General features: G+C 59.1%; 15 protein-coding genes and 1 pseudogene. 9 read left to right on the plus strand and 7 right to left on the minus strand.

Annotated features, from left to right (window positions below; all coding sequences use genetic code 11):
* Positions 1 to 172: 172 nt before the first annotated feature.
* The gene (locus AC1DSG_RS06975) at positions 173 to 436 is read left to right on the plus strand and encodes a DUF2790 domain-containing protein (protein ID WP_477790222.1); all 264 of its coding nucleotides are present in this window, start codon (positions 173 to 175) and stop codon (positions 434 to 436) included.
* A gap of 174 nt (positions 437 to 610) precedes the next feature.
* Positions 611 to 1,819 (plus strand): cytochrome c biogenesis protein DipZ, encoded by a 1,209-nt coding sequence (locus AC1DSG_RS06980; RefSeq protein WP_477790223.1) that lies wholly within the window; start codon positions 611 to 613, stop codon positions 1,817 to 1,819.
* A gap of 24 nt (positions 1,820 to 1,843) precedes the next feature.
* On the opposite strand, the gene AC1DSG_RS06985 is transcribed toward AC1DSG_RS06980, so the two are convergent.
* A complete protein-coding gene (locus tag AC1DSG_RS06985) occupies positions 1,844 to 2,821 on the minus strand; it encodes an AraC family transcriptional regulator (RefSeq protein ID WP_477790224.1) in 978 nt (325 codons plus the stop codon).
* Between the two features lie 181 nt (positions 2,822 to 3,002).
* On the opposite strand from AC1DSG_RS06985, the gene AC1DSG_RS06990 reads away from it, so the two are divergent.
* Both AC1DSG_RS06990 and AC1DSG_RS06995 read left to right on the plus strand, forming a co-directional pair.
* Entirely contained in the window at positions 3,003 to 3,272 is a 270-nt protein-coding gene (locus AC1DSG_RS06990) for a DUF4242 domain-containing protein (protein ID WP_477790225.1), read from the plus strand.
* A 36-nt stretch (positions 3,273 to 3,308) separates the two neighbouring features.
* Entirely contained in the window at positions 3,309 to 4,121 is an 813-nt protein-coding gene (locus AC1DSG_RS06995) for a class I SAM-dependent methyltransferase (protein ID WP_477790226.1), read from the plus strand.
* A gap of 194 nt (positions 4,122 to 4,315) precedes the next feature.
* On the opposite strand, the gene AC1DSG_RS07000 is transcribed toward AC1DSG_RS06995, so the two are convergent.
* Together AC1DSG_RS07000 and pcsA are read right to left on the minus strand one after the other, a co-directional pair.
* Positions 4,316 to 4,645: a hypothetical protein gene (locus tag AC1DSG_RS07000; protein ID WP_477790227.1), complete on the minus strand. Its 330-nt coding sequence runs from the start codon at positions 4,643 to 4,645 to the stop codon at positions 4,316 to 4,318.
* 214 nt (positions 4,646 to 4,859) lie between these two features.
* Positions 4,860 to 5,582: a phosphatidylcholine synthase gene (pcsA, locus tag AC1DSG_RS07005; RefSeq protein WP_477790228.1), complete on the minus strand. Its 723-nt coding sequence runs from the start codon at positions 5,580 to 5,582 to the stop codon at positions 4,860 to 4,862.
* A 228-nt stretch (positions 5,583 to 5,810) separates the two neighbouring features.
* On the opposite strand from pcsA, the pseudogene AC1DSG_RS07010 reads away from it, so the two are divergent.
* Positions 5,811 to 6,535: pseudogene (locus AC1DSG_RS07010) on the plus strand (tellurite resistance TerB family protein).
* A 132-nt stretch (positions 6,536 to 6,667) separates the two neighbouring features.
* On the opposite strand, the gene AC1DSG_RS07015 reads toward AC1DSG_RS07010, so the two are convergent.
* A complete protein-coding gene (locus AC1DSG_RS07015) occupies positions 6,668 to 7,099 on the minus strand; it encodes a cupin domain-containing protein (protein ID WP_477790229.1) in 432 nt (143 codons plus the stop codon).
* Positions 7,100 to 7,293: 194 nt separating this feature from the next.
* Here AC1DSG_RS07015 and AC1DSG_RS07020 point away from each other — a divergent pair, with 194 nt between their 5' ends.
* From AC1DSG_RS07020 to ligD, 3 genes are read left to right on the plus strand one after another with little or no spacing between them, the layout of a single operon-like run.
* A complete protein-coding gene (locus tag AC1DSG_RS07020) occupies positions 7,294 to 8,670 on the plus strand; it encodes an iron-containing redox enzyme family protein (RefSeq protein ID WP_477790230.1) in 1,377 nt (458 codons plus the stop codon).
* Positions 8,671 to 8,680: 10 nt separating this feature from the next.
* The gene (locus AC1DSG_RS07025; RefSeq protein WP_477790231.1) at positions 8,681 to 9,673 is read left to right on the plus strand and encodes a methyltransferase; all 993 of its coding nucleotides are present in this window, start codon (positions 8,681 to 8,683) and stop codon (positions 9,671 to 9,673) included.
* On the plus strand, positions 9,670 to 12,246 hold the full coding sequence (gene ligD / locus AC1DSG_RS07030; RefSeq protein ID WP_477790232.1) for a DNA ligase D: 2,577 nt from the start codon (positions 9,670 to 9,672) through the stop codon (positions 12,244 to 12,246). Before AC1DSG_RS07025 ends, ligD begins: the two co-directional genes overlap by 4 nt.
* A gap of 66 nt (positions 12,247 to 12,312) precedes the next feature.
* On the opposite strand, the gene AC1DSG_RS07035 is transcribed toward ligD, so the two are convergent.
* The 3 genes from AC1DSG_RS07035 to AC1DSG_RS07045 all read right to left on the minus strand — a co-directional run bounded on the left by AC1DSG_RS07035 (position 12,313) and on the right by AC1DSG_RS07045 (position 15,982).
* Positions 12,313 to 12,987, minus strand: coding sequence for a DUF3313 domain-containing protein (locus AC1DSG_RS07035; protein ID WP_477790233.1), 675 nt, complete (start codon positions 12,985 to 12,987; stop codon positions 12,313 to 12,315).
* Positions 12,988 to 13,035: 48 nt separating this feature from the next.
* On the minus strand, positions 13,036 to 14,301 hold the full coding sequence (locus AC1DSG_RS07040; protein WP_477790234.1) for an OmpP1/FadL family transporter: 1,266 nt from the start codon (positions 14,299 to 14,301) through the stop codon (positions 13,036 to 13,038).
* Positions 14,302 to 14,368: 67 nt separating this feature from the next.
* Positions 14,369 to 15,982, minus strand: a complete 1,614-nt coding sequence (locus AC1DSG_RS07045) for an arylsulfatase (RefSeq protein ID WP_477790235.1) — start codon at positions 15,980 to 15,982, stop codon at positions 14,369 to 14,371.
* 229 nt (positions 15,983 to 16,211) lie between these two features.
* Here AC1DSG_RS07045 and AC1DSG_RS07050 point away from each other — a divergent pair, with 229 nt between their 5' ends.
* Positions 16,212 to 17,024 carry a transporter gene (locus tag AC1DSG_RS07050; protein WP_477790236.1) on the plus strand — a complete coding sequence of 271 codons (813 nt, stop codon included), beginning with the start codon at positions 16,212 to 16,214 and terminating at the stop codon, positions 17,022 to 17,024.
* Positions 17,025 to 17,033: the final 9 nt, after the last annotated feature.

Genomic DNA, 17,033 nt, shown 5'->3' on the forward strand with positions numbered 1-17,033 from the left:
GCTTTTGTATCGCTGTGTATCGGCGGCCGGGTTTGATACGTACCGATTTATACGCGTCTGTTTTCGACACAGACCAGATACCTCGCAGGCTTTTAATAGGTCCCATCGAGGCAAACCAGACCGCCTCGGCTCAATCGAACCACTGACCCATTGAAGCCTTGAGGAAACCGTCATGAACACTAAAGCCATCTACGCCGCCTGCCTGTTTGCCGCACTGAACATCTGCACCTTGTCGGCCCGTGCCGAAGCAGACGTTACACCGAAAACCTACACCTACGGCACGCATTTGGACATCAAGAAAGTCGTGTCGCTGAAACAGGACGCGACGCCGATCTGCGGAGTGGTGGATGCGCAATTGACCTACCTGGATTCGCAGAACAAAACCCAGGTCGTGGACTACCGCAAAGTGGCTGACGGCTGCAACTCGGACAACTGAGTCCGCCCATCACCTCTTACCCATACACCATCATTCCACTGTGGGAGCGAGCCTGCTCGCGATGAGGCCGGTACATTCAACATTTATGTCGACTGACACTCAGCCATCGCGAGCAGGCTCGCTCCCACAGGGATTGTGCGGTGTGTCGGCCTCCATCATTTCAAAGGTGATCCCATGTTTCTCATCGCTTTCCTGGGCGGCATATTGACCGTCCTCAGTCCCTGCATCCTGCCGGTCGTACCGTTCCTGTTCGCCGGGGTCAAACGCACACGCTCCTCCATCCTGCTCACCCTCGGCGGCATGGTCCTGACCTTTGCCCTGATCTCCAGCCTGGCCGTGGTCAGCAGTGAGTGGGTGGTGCAAGCCAACAACACCGGTCGCCAGGTTGCCCTGATCGTGATGGGGCTGTTTGCCGTGTCGCTGATCTCTGCCCGGGTCGGTGACGTGATGGCCCGTCCGTTCGTGGCGCTGGGCAATCGCCTTGACCCCGACAGCCGCAACCTGTCCGGTCCGTTGAGTTCGGTGATGATCGGTGTGGCCACCGGTCTGCTGTGGGCGCCCTGTGCCGGACCGATCCTCGGTGTGATCCTCACCGGCGCCATGCTGCAAGGTGCCAATGCGCAAACCAGCCTGTTGCTGGTGGCGTACGGCCTGGGCAGCGCATTGTCGCTGGGCACCTTGATCTTCGCCGGTCGCGGCCTGGTCAATCGCTTGAAAGCGTCGATCCCGGTCACCGGATGGCTGCGTCGAGGTACCGGTGTTGCGGTGCTGGCTGCGGCGGTGGTGATTTCCACCGGGGCCGACAAAGCCCTGCTGGCCGGCACTTCCTCCGAAGGCGTCAGCAGCCTTGAGAAAGGCGTGCTGGAAACCGTGCCGAAAGTGGTCGACTACTTCGTCAGCAAAGTGAAGGCCGATACGATGGGCAACGCCCAAGGCGCCATGCCGTCGTTGAACGGCGCCGTCGAATGGCTCAACTCGCCGGCCCTGACCAACGAATCGCTGAAAGGCAAAGTAGTGCTGGTGGATTTCTGGACTTTCGACTGCATCAACTGCCAGCACACGCTGCCGTATGTGAAAGACTGGGCGAAGAAGTACGAGAAGGACGGCCTGGTGGTAATCGGCGTGCACACCCCGGAGTACGGTTTCGAACGCATCATCGACAACGTCAAGGATCAGGTGAAGAAGCTCGGCATCACCTACCCGGTGGCCATCGACAACAACTACGCGATCTGGCGCAACTTCGACAATCAGTATTGGCCCGCCCACTACCTGATCGACGCCAAGGGGCAAGTGCGTTACACCCACTTTGGTGAAGGTAGCTACGACACGCAGGAGAAGGTGATCCAACAACTGTTGGAGGAGGCGAAAGCCCCGGCGGCATAACCGATCAGATCAATGGCCCACAGGCTACGCGCCTTGGGCCATCGGTTTGTTCGCCTGACTGCGCCGCCACGCGGCCGGGGGCGCACCGAACTCGCGACGAAAAGCCCGGCTGAACGCCGTATCGGTTTGGTAACCCACCTCTTCGGCAATGCGCATCAGTGAGCTGTTACTGCTGCGTAACAGGTTGGCCGCCAGTAACATCCGCCATTGCGTCAGGTACTGCATCGGCGAGCTCCCGACCAATTGCTGAAAGCGTTCGGCCAACACCGATCTTGAGGTGCCGGCCGTGCGCGCCAACTCATCCAGCGTCCAGGCGTGACAGGGCTTTTTGTGCAGGGCGTTCAACGCGCCGCCGACAATCCGGTCACCAACCCCGGCCAGCCACCCGGTACGCCCCTCGCCCTGTTCGTTCATGTACAGGCGCAGCACTTCGATGAACAACACTTCGGCCAGTTTCGCCAGCACACCTTCACCACCGGGCCTTGGCGAACGGGCTTCAGCCAGCGCGTAACGCACCGAAGACTCCAGCCACATGCCTGCATTCGAACCGCGCACGTTGACCCGGACCACCGCCGGCAGCCCTGTCAACAACATGCCAGCCAACAGCGTGTCACACGCCAGATAACCGCACACCAACCGCGTGACCGCGCCGCCACCGCCATAACTCAGTTGCCGTGGCCGCCGCGCCAGCACCACGTCCAGCCGCGCGCCGGTGGCGGGCGCAAGCCCCGGTCTGGAACACATGCGATGGGCGTGGCCTTGCGGGAAAACCACCACATCGCCGGCCGTCAGCAGTAACGGAGGGTCATCACCGAGTTCGACGTAACACTCGCCCTCGGTGATCAAGTGAAAAATCACCACGCGTTCGGCGCCGGGCTCCAGAAACGGTGCCGCCGTGTCGGCGCTGGGCGACTGGTAGCACCAGGGGGCGGTGAAACGGGCATTGATGAAAATCGCGCCGACCAGGCGCACGACACGCAAGGTTTGTGACAGGGCGTCCATGGCGGTTTTCCGAGGTGCGGATGGTGTTGATTGTGAGCCTGTCGCGGCCCCGCGCCCAAGCTCCGGACGATCGGACAGGGTTGGCCGACGATCGGGCAGGACGTTGGCCTGCGCCGGGGCGATAGTTGATTCAACAGGGCACTACCGACCCTGTCATCAATAACAAGAATGAGAGGTTGCCATGCCAAAGTTCGTCATAGAGCGCGAGATCCCGGGCGTTGGAACACTGTCAGAGCGCGATTTGAAAGCCGCCTCGCTAAAGTCCTGCAATGTGTTGCGCGATCTGCCAGAAGTGCAGTGGCTTCAAAGTTACGTCACCGGTGACAAACTCTACTGCGTGTACATCGCACCCGACGAAGCGCTCATCAAAGAACACGCCACCCGCAGTGGATTCCCTGCCAACCGTATTTCCCAAGTGACGGGCATTATCGACCCCACCACCGCAGAATAGGTCGCAGTCGCGTTGCAATCCTTACGGAGCAGACTCATGAGTACACCGATTGATCTCACTGCCCTTAAAAACCGCCAAATGGCCTCCTGGGCCAGCGGCGATTACGCCGTCATCGGCACCACGTTGCAGATTGTCGGCGAGCAGCTTGCCGAAGCCTGTGACCTGCTCTGTGACGAGCGGGTGCTGGACGTCGCTGCTGGCAACGGCAATGCGACACTTGCCGCCGCACGCCGAGGCTGCAGGGTCACATCCACCGATTACGTGGCTGCGCTGCTGGAGCGTGGTGAAGACCGGGCCAGGGCAGAGCACCTGGAAGTGACCTTCCAGGTGGCCGACGCTGAAGCACTGCCGTTCGAGGACGCGAGCTTCGATGCCGTGCTGTCGACCTTCGGCGTGATGTTTACGCCCGACCAGTCCAAAGCCGCCACCGAACTGGCGCGAGTCTGCCGTCCCGGTGGGCGGATCGGCCTGGCCAACTGGACACCGGAAGGCTATGTCGGGCAGATGTTCAAGACCCTGGGCCGCCACCTGCCACCACCGGAGGGGGCACAACCACCGTCCAACTGGGGCACCGAAGCCTGGCTGCATTCACACTTCGATGAACGCGACTTTCTGATCCAGGTGACGCGCCGTCACTTCAACTTCCGCTATCGCTCGGCGGCGCACTTCATCGACGTCTTCCGCAACTGGTACGGGCCGCTCCATAAAGCCTTCGCGGTGCTGCCTCCCGAGGGTGCCCAGGCGTTTGAACAGGACCTGACCGAGTTGCTGAACCGGGCGAACCGGGCAGGGGAGACGTCATTGGTGGTGCCGAGCGAATACCTCGAAGTTGTCATCACACGGCGCTGAAACCACATTGATTTATTTGGGAGATCCTGTGTGGGAGCCTGCTCGCGATRGCYATCGCGAGCAGGCTCCCCCACAGGCACCGGCGCAAGATCAAAGGTGCGCGCATGAATATCGAAGCCAGCAAGCACTTACCATGTAATGTGGCAGTCGTAAGTGCAGTTTGCATGAGTAGAGTGGTTAACTTTTGTTTGCTGTTAAAAGCATTCGACTACTAATATGCCGTTGCGGTTCTTCAGGCAGGCGGCTTGTAGTAGCGGAACGGTGATTTTGTTTACTTTACTGGTCGATGATACGCGGGGCTGCGCTGTAAGTTTATCGATGGTTACGCTGTTGGCAGGACAATCTACATTATAGTTGCAGGACTCATCTTGCTGGGTTGTATAGTAACCGTTGTACCAGCAGCTATGGTTTGCACTACTATTTTTGAATGCAATGTCACATGGCGTGTCTTCCGCAAAGGCTGCGGGAGTAAACAGCGCAAAGCCAAGCAGGGCAAAGGAATAAAATGGATTGATGGTTTTCATGTCTGTCGTCCATGCGGAACAGTTCTTCCGATGTGGGAGTACGTATGAATTTGGTTATTGTATGGGCTAAGTTAGTAGGCTTTTTTAGTGGGTGCTACTGTCAGAGTTGACAGGTATTGTTCTATTTCTAGATATTTTCGAGATAAGCAGATAGTACTTATTCATCGTGTGTACTCGGTGAGGCGAGTCGAACGATATAAATGGCCATATCGCATTATGGTTGACGCGAGTCGTCAAACCACTCATATGCCGTGCGCCAGATGCAGACTCCCAGAAAGTAAGCCGACATCAGCAGCCAAACGCCCATCACCATCGGGTTGATCACCGGATGGTTGAGCACCAGCGACAAACTGCATAGCAACCAGATGGCTGTCACGGCGATATTAATCGGCATGAAGCGGCGCACGCGAAACGGGTGCAGGAACTTCATCCGCGTCACAGTCAACAAGGCCAGGCCGATGACGGTGAGCAAGGTGATCCAGGGCGTCGGTGCAATGATGTACAGGCACAGCGCGACCACGTTCCACGCGGCTGGAAAACCCTGGAAGTAGTTGTCTTTGCTTTTCATGTTGACGTTGCAGAAGCAAAACAGCGACGACACCAGAATCAGCGACACCGTCAGCAGCAATGAGTGGTCCGGTAGTGGCACGTAGCGGTAAATAAATAGCGCCGGGATAAACACATAGGTGAGGTAGTCGATTACCAGGTCCAGAATCGAGCCATCGAAACYGGGCAGCACCGTCTGCACATTGACCTTGCGCGCAAGTGCGCCGTCCAGTCCGTCCACGATCAGCGCGACCCCCAGCCACAGCAGGCAGTGGGTCGGTTGGTTGTCCAGCAGCGCCAGGGTGGCGAGGAAGGCGGTCACCACACCGGTGGCGGTGAAACCATGGGCGCCCCATGCTTTGAGCCTGGCAATGTGTACGGTCGAAATCACGGGGGCGTTCTCCAGAAAGTGAAGCAAGCCTGTTATCAAACCTTCAAGTGGAGGTGTCGGCAAACCTGGCGGGTTGCAGGTATCGACCGGGAATCCGGGCATAAGGTTCACCGTCAGTAAATGTTGGCGGCGTGTCAGGCTTTCACGCCAGCCCAACGGTGGTGGCGCATTCGCCGACGAGGTCTATCGTTGCCAGAATGGATCCATTCCCTTAAGGAGATCGTCGTCATGAACACCAGCGATTTGCTCGAACAATTACTGCGGGCCAGTCAGGGCACGGTGTCGCAACAGAGCGGCGGTGGTGCGTCATCTCAAAATCCGCTCGGCGGATTGGGCGGGTTACTGGGCAGCCTGATGGGCGGTTAGGCCGGCTCAAGCAGTGGCGGTGGTGGCTTGGATGACTTGCTCGGCGGTGTGCTGGGCGGCGGTGCACCCGCAGGCGGTGTGACCCAAAATCGCTCGGGTGGCAGCACCAGTTACGCAGCCCTGGCCTCGTTGGGGATGATGGCGTTTCAGGCGTATCAGGCCTGGCAGCGCAGTCCGGCCTCGGYGCCACAACAGCCGCCGCGCACCGTCGATTTATTGTCGGGCCCGGACATCGAAGACCATAGCCATGCCGTGCTGCGCGCCTTGATTGCGGCGGCGAAGGCCGATGGCCGCATTGATGCTGCAGAGAAGCAGATATCAGCGCTGAAATCGGCAAACACATCGATGACCCCGACCTTCAGCAATGGCTGGATGAAGAGGTGGCCCGGCCGCTGGATGCCACCGATGTATCGCTGTCGGCAACCGATCCGGCGATTGTGGCGCAAATGTATCTGGCCAGCGTAATGCTGGTGGACGATCAGGGGGAGGCCGAGCGTACCTGGCTGGATGAACTGGCTGCGGCACTGAACATCGAACCAGAATTGCAGGTGCATTTGGAGCAGCAGGCCAAGGGTGGCACTGCCTGAGTGACCGCCACAAAAACTTGTTGCCTATCCGATTGCTATCGCGAGCAGGCTCGCTCCCACATTGGAATGCATTTAAATGAGGGAGCGAGCCGGTTCCGGGCGGCGTTCCGACGATGAACGATAATGCGGTGACTACACCAGAAACGTAATGCCATGCGCCTCGGCGATTTCCAGTATCCGGGGCAAATCCTCCGGTACCCGCAACCGGTCCACCGCAGCAAAGAACTGCCCGCCCCGCGGGTCTGAGACCACACCGATCATCTTCGCGGTCGGGCTAATGTTTTTGTAAGCATGAATAGACCCGCCGGGGATGTGCACATAGCCCCCGGCCGAGACCGTAGTGGACGCACCCGCCACCGTCACTTCAACCTGACCGTCGACCACGTAGAACGCCTCGTCCCACGGATGAAAGTGCGGCGGCGGCCCGCCACCTTGTACGCCTTCCTGAATGTGCATTTCAAAGGGCTTGCTCAGATCGCCACCTGCCAGAATCGTAATCGCCTCGCCGACGACATTCACCGACGCAGGTGATGTTGCAGGTTCGATGATGTGGACCGTGCGCATGATTGTCCTCCGAAGGATGAACCCGGACCGGCTGAGTATATTCGCAAGCGGCACCGGTCGGTGCTGCGCCACAGGCCCGTCTGTCCGGGCAATTTCAACGCCGATTGAATTTTTCTCCCGGCCCATCGCTCTGCTGATGTAGAGACGTGTTGCTTGAGCGTCCTGCCTCTGGCCTTAGACCGAGAGATGCGCCCATGACTGCCTTGACACACCTCCAATCCCGGCCTGCCCATGAGCAGGCGATGTCTGCCACCGGTAGCCTGAAGCAGACCTACGAGCAGTTGCTGTTGAGCGACGCTGCCCAGCCTCTGGCCAGGACGTTTCTGCACGCTCAACTGCAGCAAGCGGCGAACCTGCCGCAGGACATGCCGCAAGACCTCTCGGCCCTGCAAGACTTTGTCGAACAGCACTCCACCGAAGTGGCTCGCCAGTACGCCGACTACATCAAGGCCCGCAAAGCCGGGGGAGTGCGGCAGTTCTTCAGCAACAAGGCCCACGCCCTGTTTTTCCTGCAAGCCGTTGCCCCCACCAAACTGGTGGACGGCGCCTGGCTGTCCGGTTTACTGCCGCACTGGCGCGACCCGCGTTTCGACGGGCTGATCTGCACCTATCTGGAAGAATTGGGCGAGGGCAACCCGGCGCAGAACCATGTGGTGATCTACCGCAAACTGCTGGCGGAACTGGGCTTGCAGGACACCGGCGTCATCGTCGACGAGCATTACCTGCAAGGCGCGATACAGCTGGCACTGGGCGCATGYGCCGAAGAGTTTTTACCCGAGGTGATCGGCTACAACCTGGGCTATGAACAACTGCCGCTGCACCTGTTGATCAGCGCCTATGAACTCAGCGAGTTGGGCATCGATCCGTATTACTTCACGTTGCATGTGACCATCGACAATGCCAGCACCGGCCACGCGCACAAAGCCGTGCAATCTGTGCTGCAACTGATGCCGCTGGAAGGTGATCGCGAAGATTTTCTGCGTCGGGTCGCGCTGGGCTATCGGCTTAATGATCTGGGTCCGGGCAGTCGGGCGATCATCGAGTCGTTCGATCTCTACGGCGAAGTGCTGAATATGCTCGAACGCAAACGACCGTTCGGCCAGCACATGCATTCCGACTACTGCCGCTTTGAAGGCAAGACCGTCAACCAGTGGCTATCGGCGCCAGAGCAGCTGCCCGGCTTCCTCGCCGCCCTGGAAACCAAAGGCTGGATCAAGCGTCACCAAGACCCGCGAGCCAGCCGTTTCTGGCAGTTGATCGAAGGCGATGGCGCGGCCATGTTCGGGGTGTTCAGCCCTTATGAAAAACAACTGCTGCACGATTGGATTGCCGGCGACTGGATACCCGAGTGCCCGCCACCGGCGTATCGCCGCAACCACAGTGACGCCGTCGAACSCGCCTTGCCGGCCAGCGATCCGGATGTCCAGAGCCTGCAAGGCGCGCTGGAGGGGCGGACTGCGGCCGAGCAGATGCAGGTGTTGATCCCGTGGTTGTCGGCGCATCGGCACTCCCATCCGGCCGGCCTGTTGGCCACGCGTCGATTCATCGAGCTCAAATCCAGACTTCGATAAGGAGCCTTACATGAATCAGGAAGAACACATGGACGCTGCCGATCTGGCGTTGCTGCAACTGGGGCGCCGCTTGCAGGCCGACAACTATCGATTCATCACGCCAACGCCGCTGACGCATCAGCGAGTGCTTGATCGGGCGACCTGGCGACAGRCCCCGAGCCTGCGCGATGTGTTCGGTTGGTCGCGGCCGTTCGAGTCGGGTCTGTTGTCGGCGGATGAACAGCGGCAGTTACAACAGGCTGGCGTGCTCGAAGAAAGCAACGGACACCTGAAAAGCCGGGTGCGCTGGTCGAGCCTCGATGATCTGCTGTTTGTGCATTCTGCCTTTCCCACCGACGCAGCGGACGCGGTGTTCTTCGGGCCGGACACGTACCGCTTTGCGCAGCTGATCCATGCCTATCTGCAACACGACTTCGCTCCGATCAGGCGTGCGGTGGACATCGGCTGTGGTGCCGGCGTCGGCGCAATTGTGATTGCTCGCGCCCGCCGTGAAGCCCAAGTGCTGGCCGTGGACATCAACCCGGCGGCGCTGCGTCTGACGGCCATCAATGCCGCGCTCGCCGAAGTGACCAATGTCAGCACCGAAGCCAGCGATGTATTGCAAGGCGTCGACGGTCACTTCGATTTGATCGTTGCCAATCCACCCTACATGGCCGACCCGACCGAGCGCGCCTATCGCCATGGTGGTGGAGCGTTCGGCGCGCAACTGTCGCTGCGTATTGTCGAGCAAGCCTTGAACCGACTGGCACCCGGCGGCTCGTTGGTGCTGTATACCGGGGTGGCGATGATCGATGGCCATGATCCGTTCCTGCAAGCACTGACCCCGCACCTGGCGTCGCCAATGTTCGGCTGGACTTATCGTGAACTCGATCCCGACGTGTTCGGCGAAGAGTTGCTGACCCCCGGTTATCAGCGCGTGGAACGGATTGCGGTGGTGGCGCTGATCGTCACGCGGGTAGGCCCCGGCATCGGGGGGATCGTTGCGTCGGCGGGTGCGCCATGAACAAGGACCTCGACGACTACAACCACATGCGCGACTTCTCGGCGACCTCTGAGCCCGCCGCGACCAAACGCCCAGGCAAAAAGAACGCGAAAGACCATGCGTTGCAGTTTTGCATTCAGAAGCACGACGCCTCACGCCTGCATTACGACTTTCGCCTGGAGCTCGATGGCGCGCTGAAAAGCTGGGCTGTGCCCAAAGGCCCCTCGCTCGACCCCAAGGTCAAGCGCCTGGCGGTCCACGTCGAAGACCATCCGCTGGACTACGCAACGTTCGAGGGCAACATCCCAGAGGGGCACTACGGCGCGGGTGATGTGATCGTCTGGGACCGTGGCGTATGGATTCCGCAAGAAGATCCGGCCAAGGCCTATGCCAAGGGCAAACTCAAGTTCGAGTTGCAAGGCGAGAAGCTCGGCGGACTGTGGAACCTGGTGCGCACGCACATGCCGGGCAAGCRGGAACAATGGTTTTTGATCAAGCATCAGGACAGCGCGGCGAAACCCGAGAGCGACTACGACGTGGTCGCTGCCGAGCCCGACAGCGTGCTGAGTGACCGGACCCTCATCGCCAAACCCGCAAAAACTGCGGCTAAACCCAAACCCGTGAAAAAGCCCGCTAAACCCGCTTCCAAGGCGCCGTCTGCGCCGCTCACCGGCGCCCACAAAGCCAAACTGCCCGACCAGCTCAAACCCGAACTGGCCACGTTGGTGGAAAAGGCCCCGGAGGGCCAGTGGAGCTACGAGATCAAGTTCGACGGCTACCGGATCATGGCCCGCATCGATCACGGTGACATCAAGCTCTTCACTCGTAACGGCCACGACTGGACCCACAAATTGCCAAAGCAAGCCCAGGCGTTAGCGGCACTGAACCTGGAATCGGCTTGGCTCGACGGTGAAATGGTGGTGGCCGTCGAGCACGGCGTGCCGGACTTTCAGGCGCTGCAAAATGCCTTCGATGCCGGTGCCAGCGCCAACATCCTGTACTACCTGTTCGACTTGCCTTACCTCAACGGCGTGGACCTGCGCGAGGTGCCGGTCGAAGAGCGCAGGGTGGCGTTGTCCACCGTGCTCAAACTTAATCAGGACCCGTTGCTACGCTTTTCGGACTCGTTCGACGAAGCGCCCGAAGCCTTGCTCAACAGCGCCTGTCAAATGCAGATGGAAGGGCTGATCGGCAAACGTCTGGGCTCGCCTTACGTGTCCCGGCGCAGCAGCGACTGGATCAAGCTCAAGTGCAAACACCGCCAGGAATTCGTGGTGGTCGGCTACACCGATCCGAAAGGATCGCGCAACGCCTTCGGTGCGCTGCTGCTCGGTTTGCATGACCGTGACAGCGGCGAGTTGCGTTACGCCGGCAAAGTGGGCACCGGCTTCAACGAGACCACGCTCAAACGCGTCTACGAACAGCTCAAACCGTTGCAGGCGAAGAAACCGTCGGTGGTCAATCCACCGACCGGTTTCGAGGCCAAGGGTGTGCACTGGCTCAAACCCGTGCTGTTGGCGGAAGTGGCGTTCGCTGAGATGACCAAGGAAGGCTCGGTGCGCCATGCGGTGTTCCATGGCCTGCGCGATGACAAACCCGCCGAAGGCATTACAGAGGAGCAGCCGAAAGTGGTGAAGACTCCAGAGAAAAAAACGTCCGCTGCGGCGAGGAAAAACACCGCCCAACCCGCACCGTCACAAATGGGGCTGGGCGAAGGCAAGGTGCGCATCACCCACCCCGACCGGGTCATCGACGCCTCCAGCGGTACCACCAAAGTACAATTGGCCGAGTATTACGCCAGCGTTGCACAGTGGATTTTGCCAGAGCTCAAGGACCGCCCCGTTGCCTTGGTGCGTGCGCCGGATGGCATCGCAGGCGAGCTGTTTTTCCAGAAAAACGCCGAGCGCCTGGCGATCCCCGGCATCACCACGCTGGACAAGGAATTGACCGGCCAACCGGTGATGATCATCAACAACGCCGAAGCGCTGATTGGCGCCGTGCAGATGAGCACCGTGGAGCTGCACACCTGGAATGCCACCGCAGACAACCTCGACCGGCCCGACCGCTTCGTGCTCGACCTTGACCCGGACCCGGCGTTGCCCTGGAAAAGCATGGTCGAAGCGACTCAACTGACGTTGTCAGTGCTCGATGAACTGGGGCTCAAGGCGTTTCTCAAAACCAGCGGCGGCAAAGGCATTCACCTGGTGGTGCCGCTGACCCGCAAGCTCGGCTGGGACGAGGTGAAGGACTTCAGCCATGCGATTGTCAGCCACATGGCCAAGCTGTTGCCGGAGCGGTTTTCCGCGGTGTCGGGACCGAAAAACAGGGTAGGGCGGATCTTCATCGATTACCTGCGCAACGGTCTGGGCGCTACCACTATTTGCGCCTACGCCGTACGCACCCGTGAAGGGTTGCCGGTGTCGGTGCCGGTTTTTCGCGAGGAGGTCGCCGAGCTCAAGGGTGGCAATCAATGGAACGTGCACACCGTGCATGAACGCCTGGCCGAGGTGGGAGATGCGCCTTGGGCGGATCTGAAGAAAACCCGGCAGACGATTACGGCCGAGATGCGACGGCGGGTAGGGATGAAAAAGTGATCGGAGGTGAAAATGCCGACGCCCCGTTCACGGGGCGCCGGTCGGACCTCTTTATTGCTTGAGCAGTTACTTGATGAATTGCAGGAGGTCAGAGTTCAGTTTGTCGATCGCGGTTTTGAAGTCTTTCGCAGTGACATTCTGGCTTTCGTTTTCCAGGGTCGTGCCAAACACCTTGCGCACGACTCGGCCCATGGTCTGGTTGGTTTTGGCGTCGATGAATTCCGCCTCGATATACAGCTCGGTGTCCTGGTCGCGGTGACCCGTGGMTGCTTGTGTCGCCCCGACGACGGCCGCAATCGGCACCACTTCATACCACTTCATACCTTCGTTCGAGGCGCTGACCCCCGTAATTGCCGCGCGCAGGATCAAGGTTTTGGCACCGGCCGGAGCGGCTGCCGGCGTGCTGACCACCTGGTATTTCGTGCCCAGTGTGGCCCGGGCTTTAGTGGTCATGTAGTTCTGGATATCGGCCAGCGTCTGCTGATTGACCCGTTCATTGGGTTTCGGCGCCGGGTAGAACTCCAGCTTGTTGAAGACCACGGTGTTATACGCGTTCGGGTTCCACGATGGGCTCACCCAACGCATCGCCGTACCCCCGCTGGGTGTTTCGACTTCCTTCAGGTTGTTGTAGCTCGACAGGAAACCGGAGTATTGCGTCGTCTCCGTGACTTTCGAGGTGCAACCGCCCAACAGGACGCCGGTCAATGCRGCACCGATGAACAAGCTTCGGGACAGAATCATAGTGTTGTTTACTCCATGGTTTAAAATCGTATTTTTTTTTGCTACGCATCAAAAGCGCCAAGTCATGTTCCCGGTCAGCGCTTGAATCCAGGCGCTGTCGAATTGCCCGGAAATTTCATTACCCGAAAGGGTCTTGGTCTGTTGGTCGGGCATGTCACCGAGCCAGATCAGTGCCCAACTGACATTAACATCGGTGTCCTTGTCAACAGCATAGGTGGCTCCCGTTCCAAGGCGCCAGATTTCGTTCATCGGCAAGATCACGCTGCGGTCGCTGTCCGACACGGCGCTGCTGTCGTACGCCACACCGACGTTCCACAGCCATTGCTTGGTGGCCTGGTATTGCGCACCCAGTGAGAGGTGCCAGGTGTCCTTGAAATGCGCGTCGATCGTTCTCGATTGCGCACCAAACGCATTAGTGTCGACCTCTACCCCGATGTCGCCAAACTCCGACCAGTCCTGCCAGTTGACCGAGGCCAACAAGGCCAATTTCGGGTCCATTTGTTGGAACAGGCTAAGGGTGACGGTTTGCGGCACATTCACGTCGAGTTTGGTGTTGGTGTTGTTGATGCGCTCCAGCAGCCGACCATCGCCTTTCACATCCAGCCGGTCTTCGAAGTCCAGATCGACTTTGCTGGTGTAGGTCAGGCCAATGCGTGTGCTCTCTTGCGGGGAGTAAATCACCCCCACATTGGCGCCATAGCCCCAGGTGCCGTCCCGGTATTTGTATTGACCGTCGGTGCGGTCGGTGAAACCGAAGGGTCTACGGTCAATGGCGGTTTGCGCCTTCAACTCGCCGTACATGGCCTTGACGCCCAGGCCTACTGACCATTGCTCGTTGAAGCGGTAAGAGACACTGGGCACCATGGACAAACCGACGATGCTGGCGTTTTGCGCAAAATAACGCCCTGACCAATCGTTGTCGTAATTGATGGCAAGCCCGAAGTCGCCGTAGGTGCCAAAACCGACGCTCCATTGATCGTCCAGTTCATGGGTGACGAAGAAGCTGCCGCCGGGAATCGGATCGAGGGCGTTGCCACTGCCGCTGCCCGGTTCGGTGCCGGCATCGCGATCGAAGGACACGTCACCGTAAAGCACTTGCAAACCGCCGGTGATTTGCGTGCCCGGCAAGTAACTCATGCCCGCCGGGTTGTAGGCGATGGTCGAGGGGCCTTGAGCGCGGGCGGCGGCGCCGGCGTTGGCCAGGCCGACGTTATCCGTGCCGATTTCGTAAAGCGAGATGCCGCCGGCCCAGGCTTGCTGGCAGCACAGGGCAAGGAGTGTGAAAGTGGGTAGGGCAACTGTTTTTGTTGGCATGTATTGTCCTCACCAAATGTCTATTCGAAAACGGGTGGCCCGCCCGACCACCCGTGGATTTGGTTGCTTACTTGGCCATTTCCGCGCGGGCGGCCTCGAGCTTGGCCTTGACCGAGTCGAGGTTGAAACTCGCGCCTTTTTGCATGGGCGGGAACTCAATCGCAGTTTCAGCCAGTTTCATCACCTGCTGCTGGACGAACACGAAGCGCCAGAACTGGAACTTGAACCAGTCGAAGTACTGTTGCGAGCCCTGTGCTGACTGATTCTCCGGCCAACCCATACGTTCAAAAGGATCAAGACGAAGGTTAGTCAGGATCGGCACATCCACAGATAATTTAGCGCCCAACCAACCGCCAGGCTGGTCAATGAAGCGGTACTTGTAATCATCAATGCGCACCGCACCCAGGACACTCTCTCCAAAGTAGAAGATTTCATGGCGGTTCGACGGACCTTTACCGGTAATCATCGGTGTCTGGTCGTAGCCGTCGAGGTGCACCTTGTAGGTGGTATCGCCCAGTTGTTTGCCCTTGAGCAGTTCCGCGGTGATGTTCGGGTTGCCCGCCGCAGCGACCAGGGTCGGGAACCAGTCCATACCGGACATGATGCCGTTGGCAACCGTGTTAGCCGGCACTTTACCCGGCCACTTAACGATTGCCGGTACCCGGAAACCGCCTTCCATAATGGTGCCTTTACCCATGGCAAACGGGGTGGTGCCGCCGTCCGGCCAAGTGAAGTTTTCCGCACCATTGTCGGTTGTGAAGATCACGATGGTGTTGTCATCCATGCCTTCTTTTTTCAGCTTGGCCATGACATCGCCGACGATGTCATCCAGCTGTGCCATGCCGGCTTCCTGTTCCGACCAGCCGTTTTCCGAATTGCGCATGGCCTCGTACTTGTCGGACAGGTGGGTGACGATGTGCATGCGGGTCGGGTTCAACCAGACGAAAAACGGCTTGTTGTCCTGCTTGGCCTTGTCGATGAAGGTGAAGGTCTTGTCGCGAATCTCGTCGTCGACGGTTTTCATCCTCTCTGGATACAGCGTGCCGGCGTCTTCGATTTTCTGTTTGCCGACCTTGCCCCAGCGCGGCATGACGGTGCTGTCATCGGTGGTGGTGGCCCAGCTGTGGACCATATTGCGCGGGCCGACCTTGTCCAGCAGGTCCTTCGGATAGTTGGGGTGTGCCGGATCTTCCATGGCGTCGAGGTGATAGAGGTAACCGAAGAACTCATCGAAGCCATGGACGGTAGGCAGGAATTCGTTCAAGTCGCCCAAGTGGTTCTTACCGAACTGGCCGGTGGCATAACCCATGGATTTCAGGGCGGTTGCGATAGTCACGGCTTGGGCAGGAATGCCGATGGGCGAGCCGGCCTGGCCGACGGTGGTCATGCCCGTACGGATCGGCAGTTCACCGGTAATGAAGTTGGCGCGACCGGCTGTGCAGCTGGCCTCGGCGTAATAATCGGTAAAGCGCATGCCCTCATTGGCGAGCTGGTCGAGATGAGGGGTGCGACCGGCCATCATGCCCTGGTTGTAGACACCGATGTTGGACCAGCCAATGTCGTCGCCCATGATCACCAGGATGTTAGGTGGCTTATCGGCGGCATGTGTCATGCCGGGAATTAACATGGCAGACATAAGTAAAGGCGTTGCGAGTGCAGAGAATATTTTTTTCCGATTCATAATCGAGACCCTGTGTACGGCTATAGATACGCTTAAAGAAAGCCCTCAGGTAACTCCTGAAATACGGGATCCCCCCGCCAAGAGATTAGGTAGGTATTGTGAAATTTCCAGACGCCGCCCACTTAAATGAGGCAAAACATGGTCAAAACTTCAATTTGTTTAGTGGTTTGAATGGCGAGCACCATGAAACTGCGCTTTGCTGATGCTCAAACCACCAAGGTGTTTAAACATGCCGAGCTATCGACCCGAGCATTACCTGCTGCCTTGTGCCCTTTTATTCGGGGCGTTGGTTGCTCACGCCGATGATTCCGCCGAGCTGGCGAGAAAATCCCTGAACCCGATTGCGAACTTGTACAGCCTGCCAATCCAGTACAACTGGAATCAGAAAATGGGGCCCACGGGGGAGGGCATGCAAAGCGTGACCAACGTCCAGCCGGTTCTGCCCTTCGAGTTGAATGACCACTGGAACCTGATCTCCCGCACGATCCTGCCGATTATTGACCAGCATGGTCTGGCTCCAGACGGCGCGGCGAACAAATCCGGTGTGGGGGATGTGACCCAAAGCTTTTTCTTCTCGCCCAAGGACCCGACGGAAAGTGGCTGGATTCTCGGTGGCGGGCCCGTGTTGCTGATCCCCACTGGAAGTGACAGGTTGCTGAGCAGTCGGCAGTGGGGGGCAGGGCCGACCATCGTGGCGCTGAAACAATCACACGGATGGACGCGAGGTATTCTGGCCAATCAGATCTGGAGCCTGAGCGGCGAGCAGCCGAATGCGGAAAAGGTCAATCAGACGTTCTTGCAGCCCTTTTGGTCGTACACCACTCACACCTACACCACGTTTGGCATTAACACCGAGTCGACCTACAACTGGCAATCCAGGGAATGGTCGGTCCCCATCAATGCCACGGTGACACAGCTGCTCAAGCTGGGAGGCCAGCCGCTGACCATTCAGGCCGGGCCACGCTATTGGGCTGACAGCCCCGAGGACGGTGCGCAGGGCTGGGGATTTCGTGCGGCGATCACGTTTTTGTTTCCACGATGAGCCCCAGCC

It is taken from the genome of Pseudomonas sp. P5_A12 (assembly GCF_056400685.1).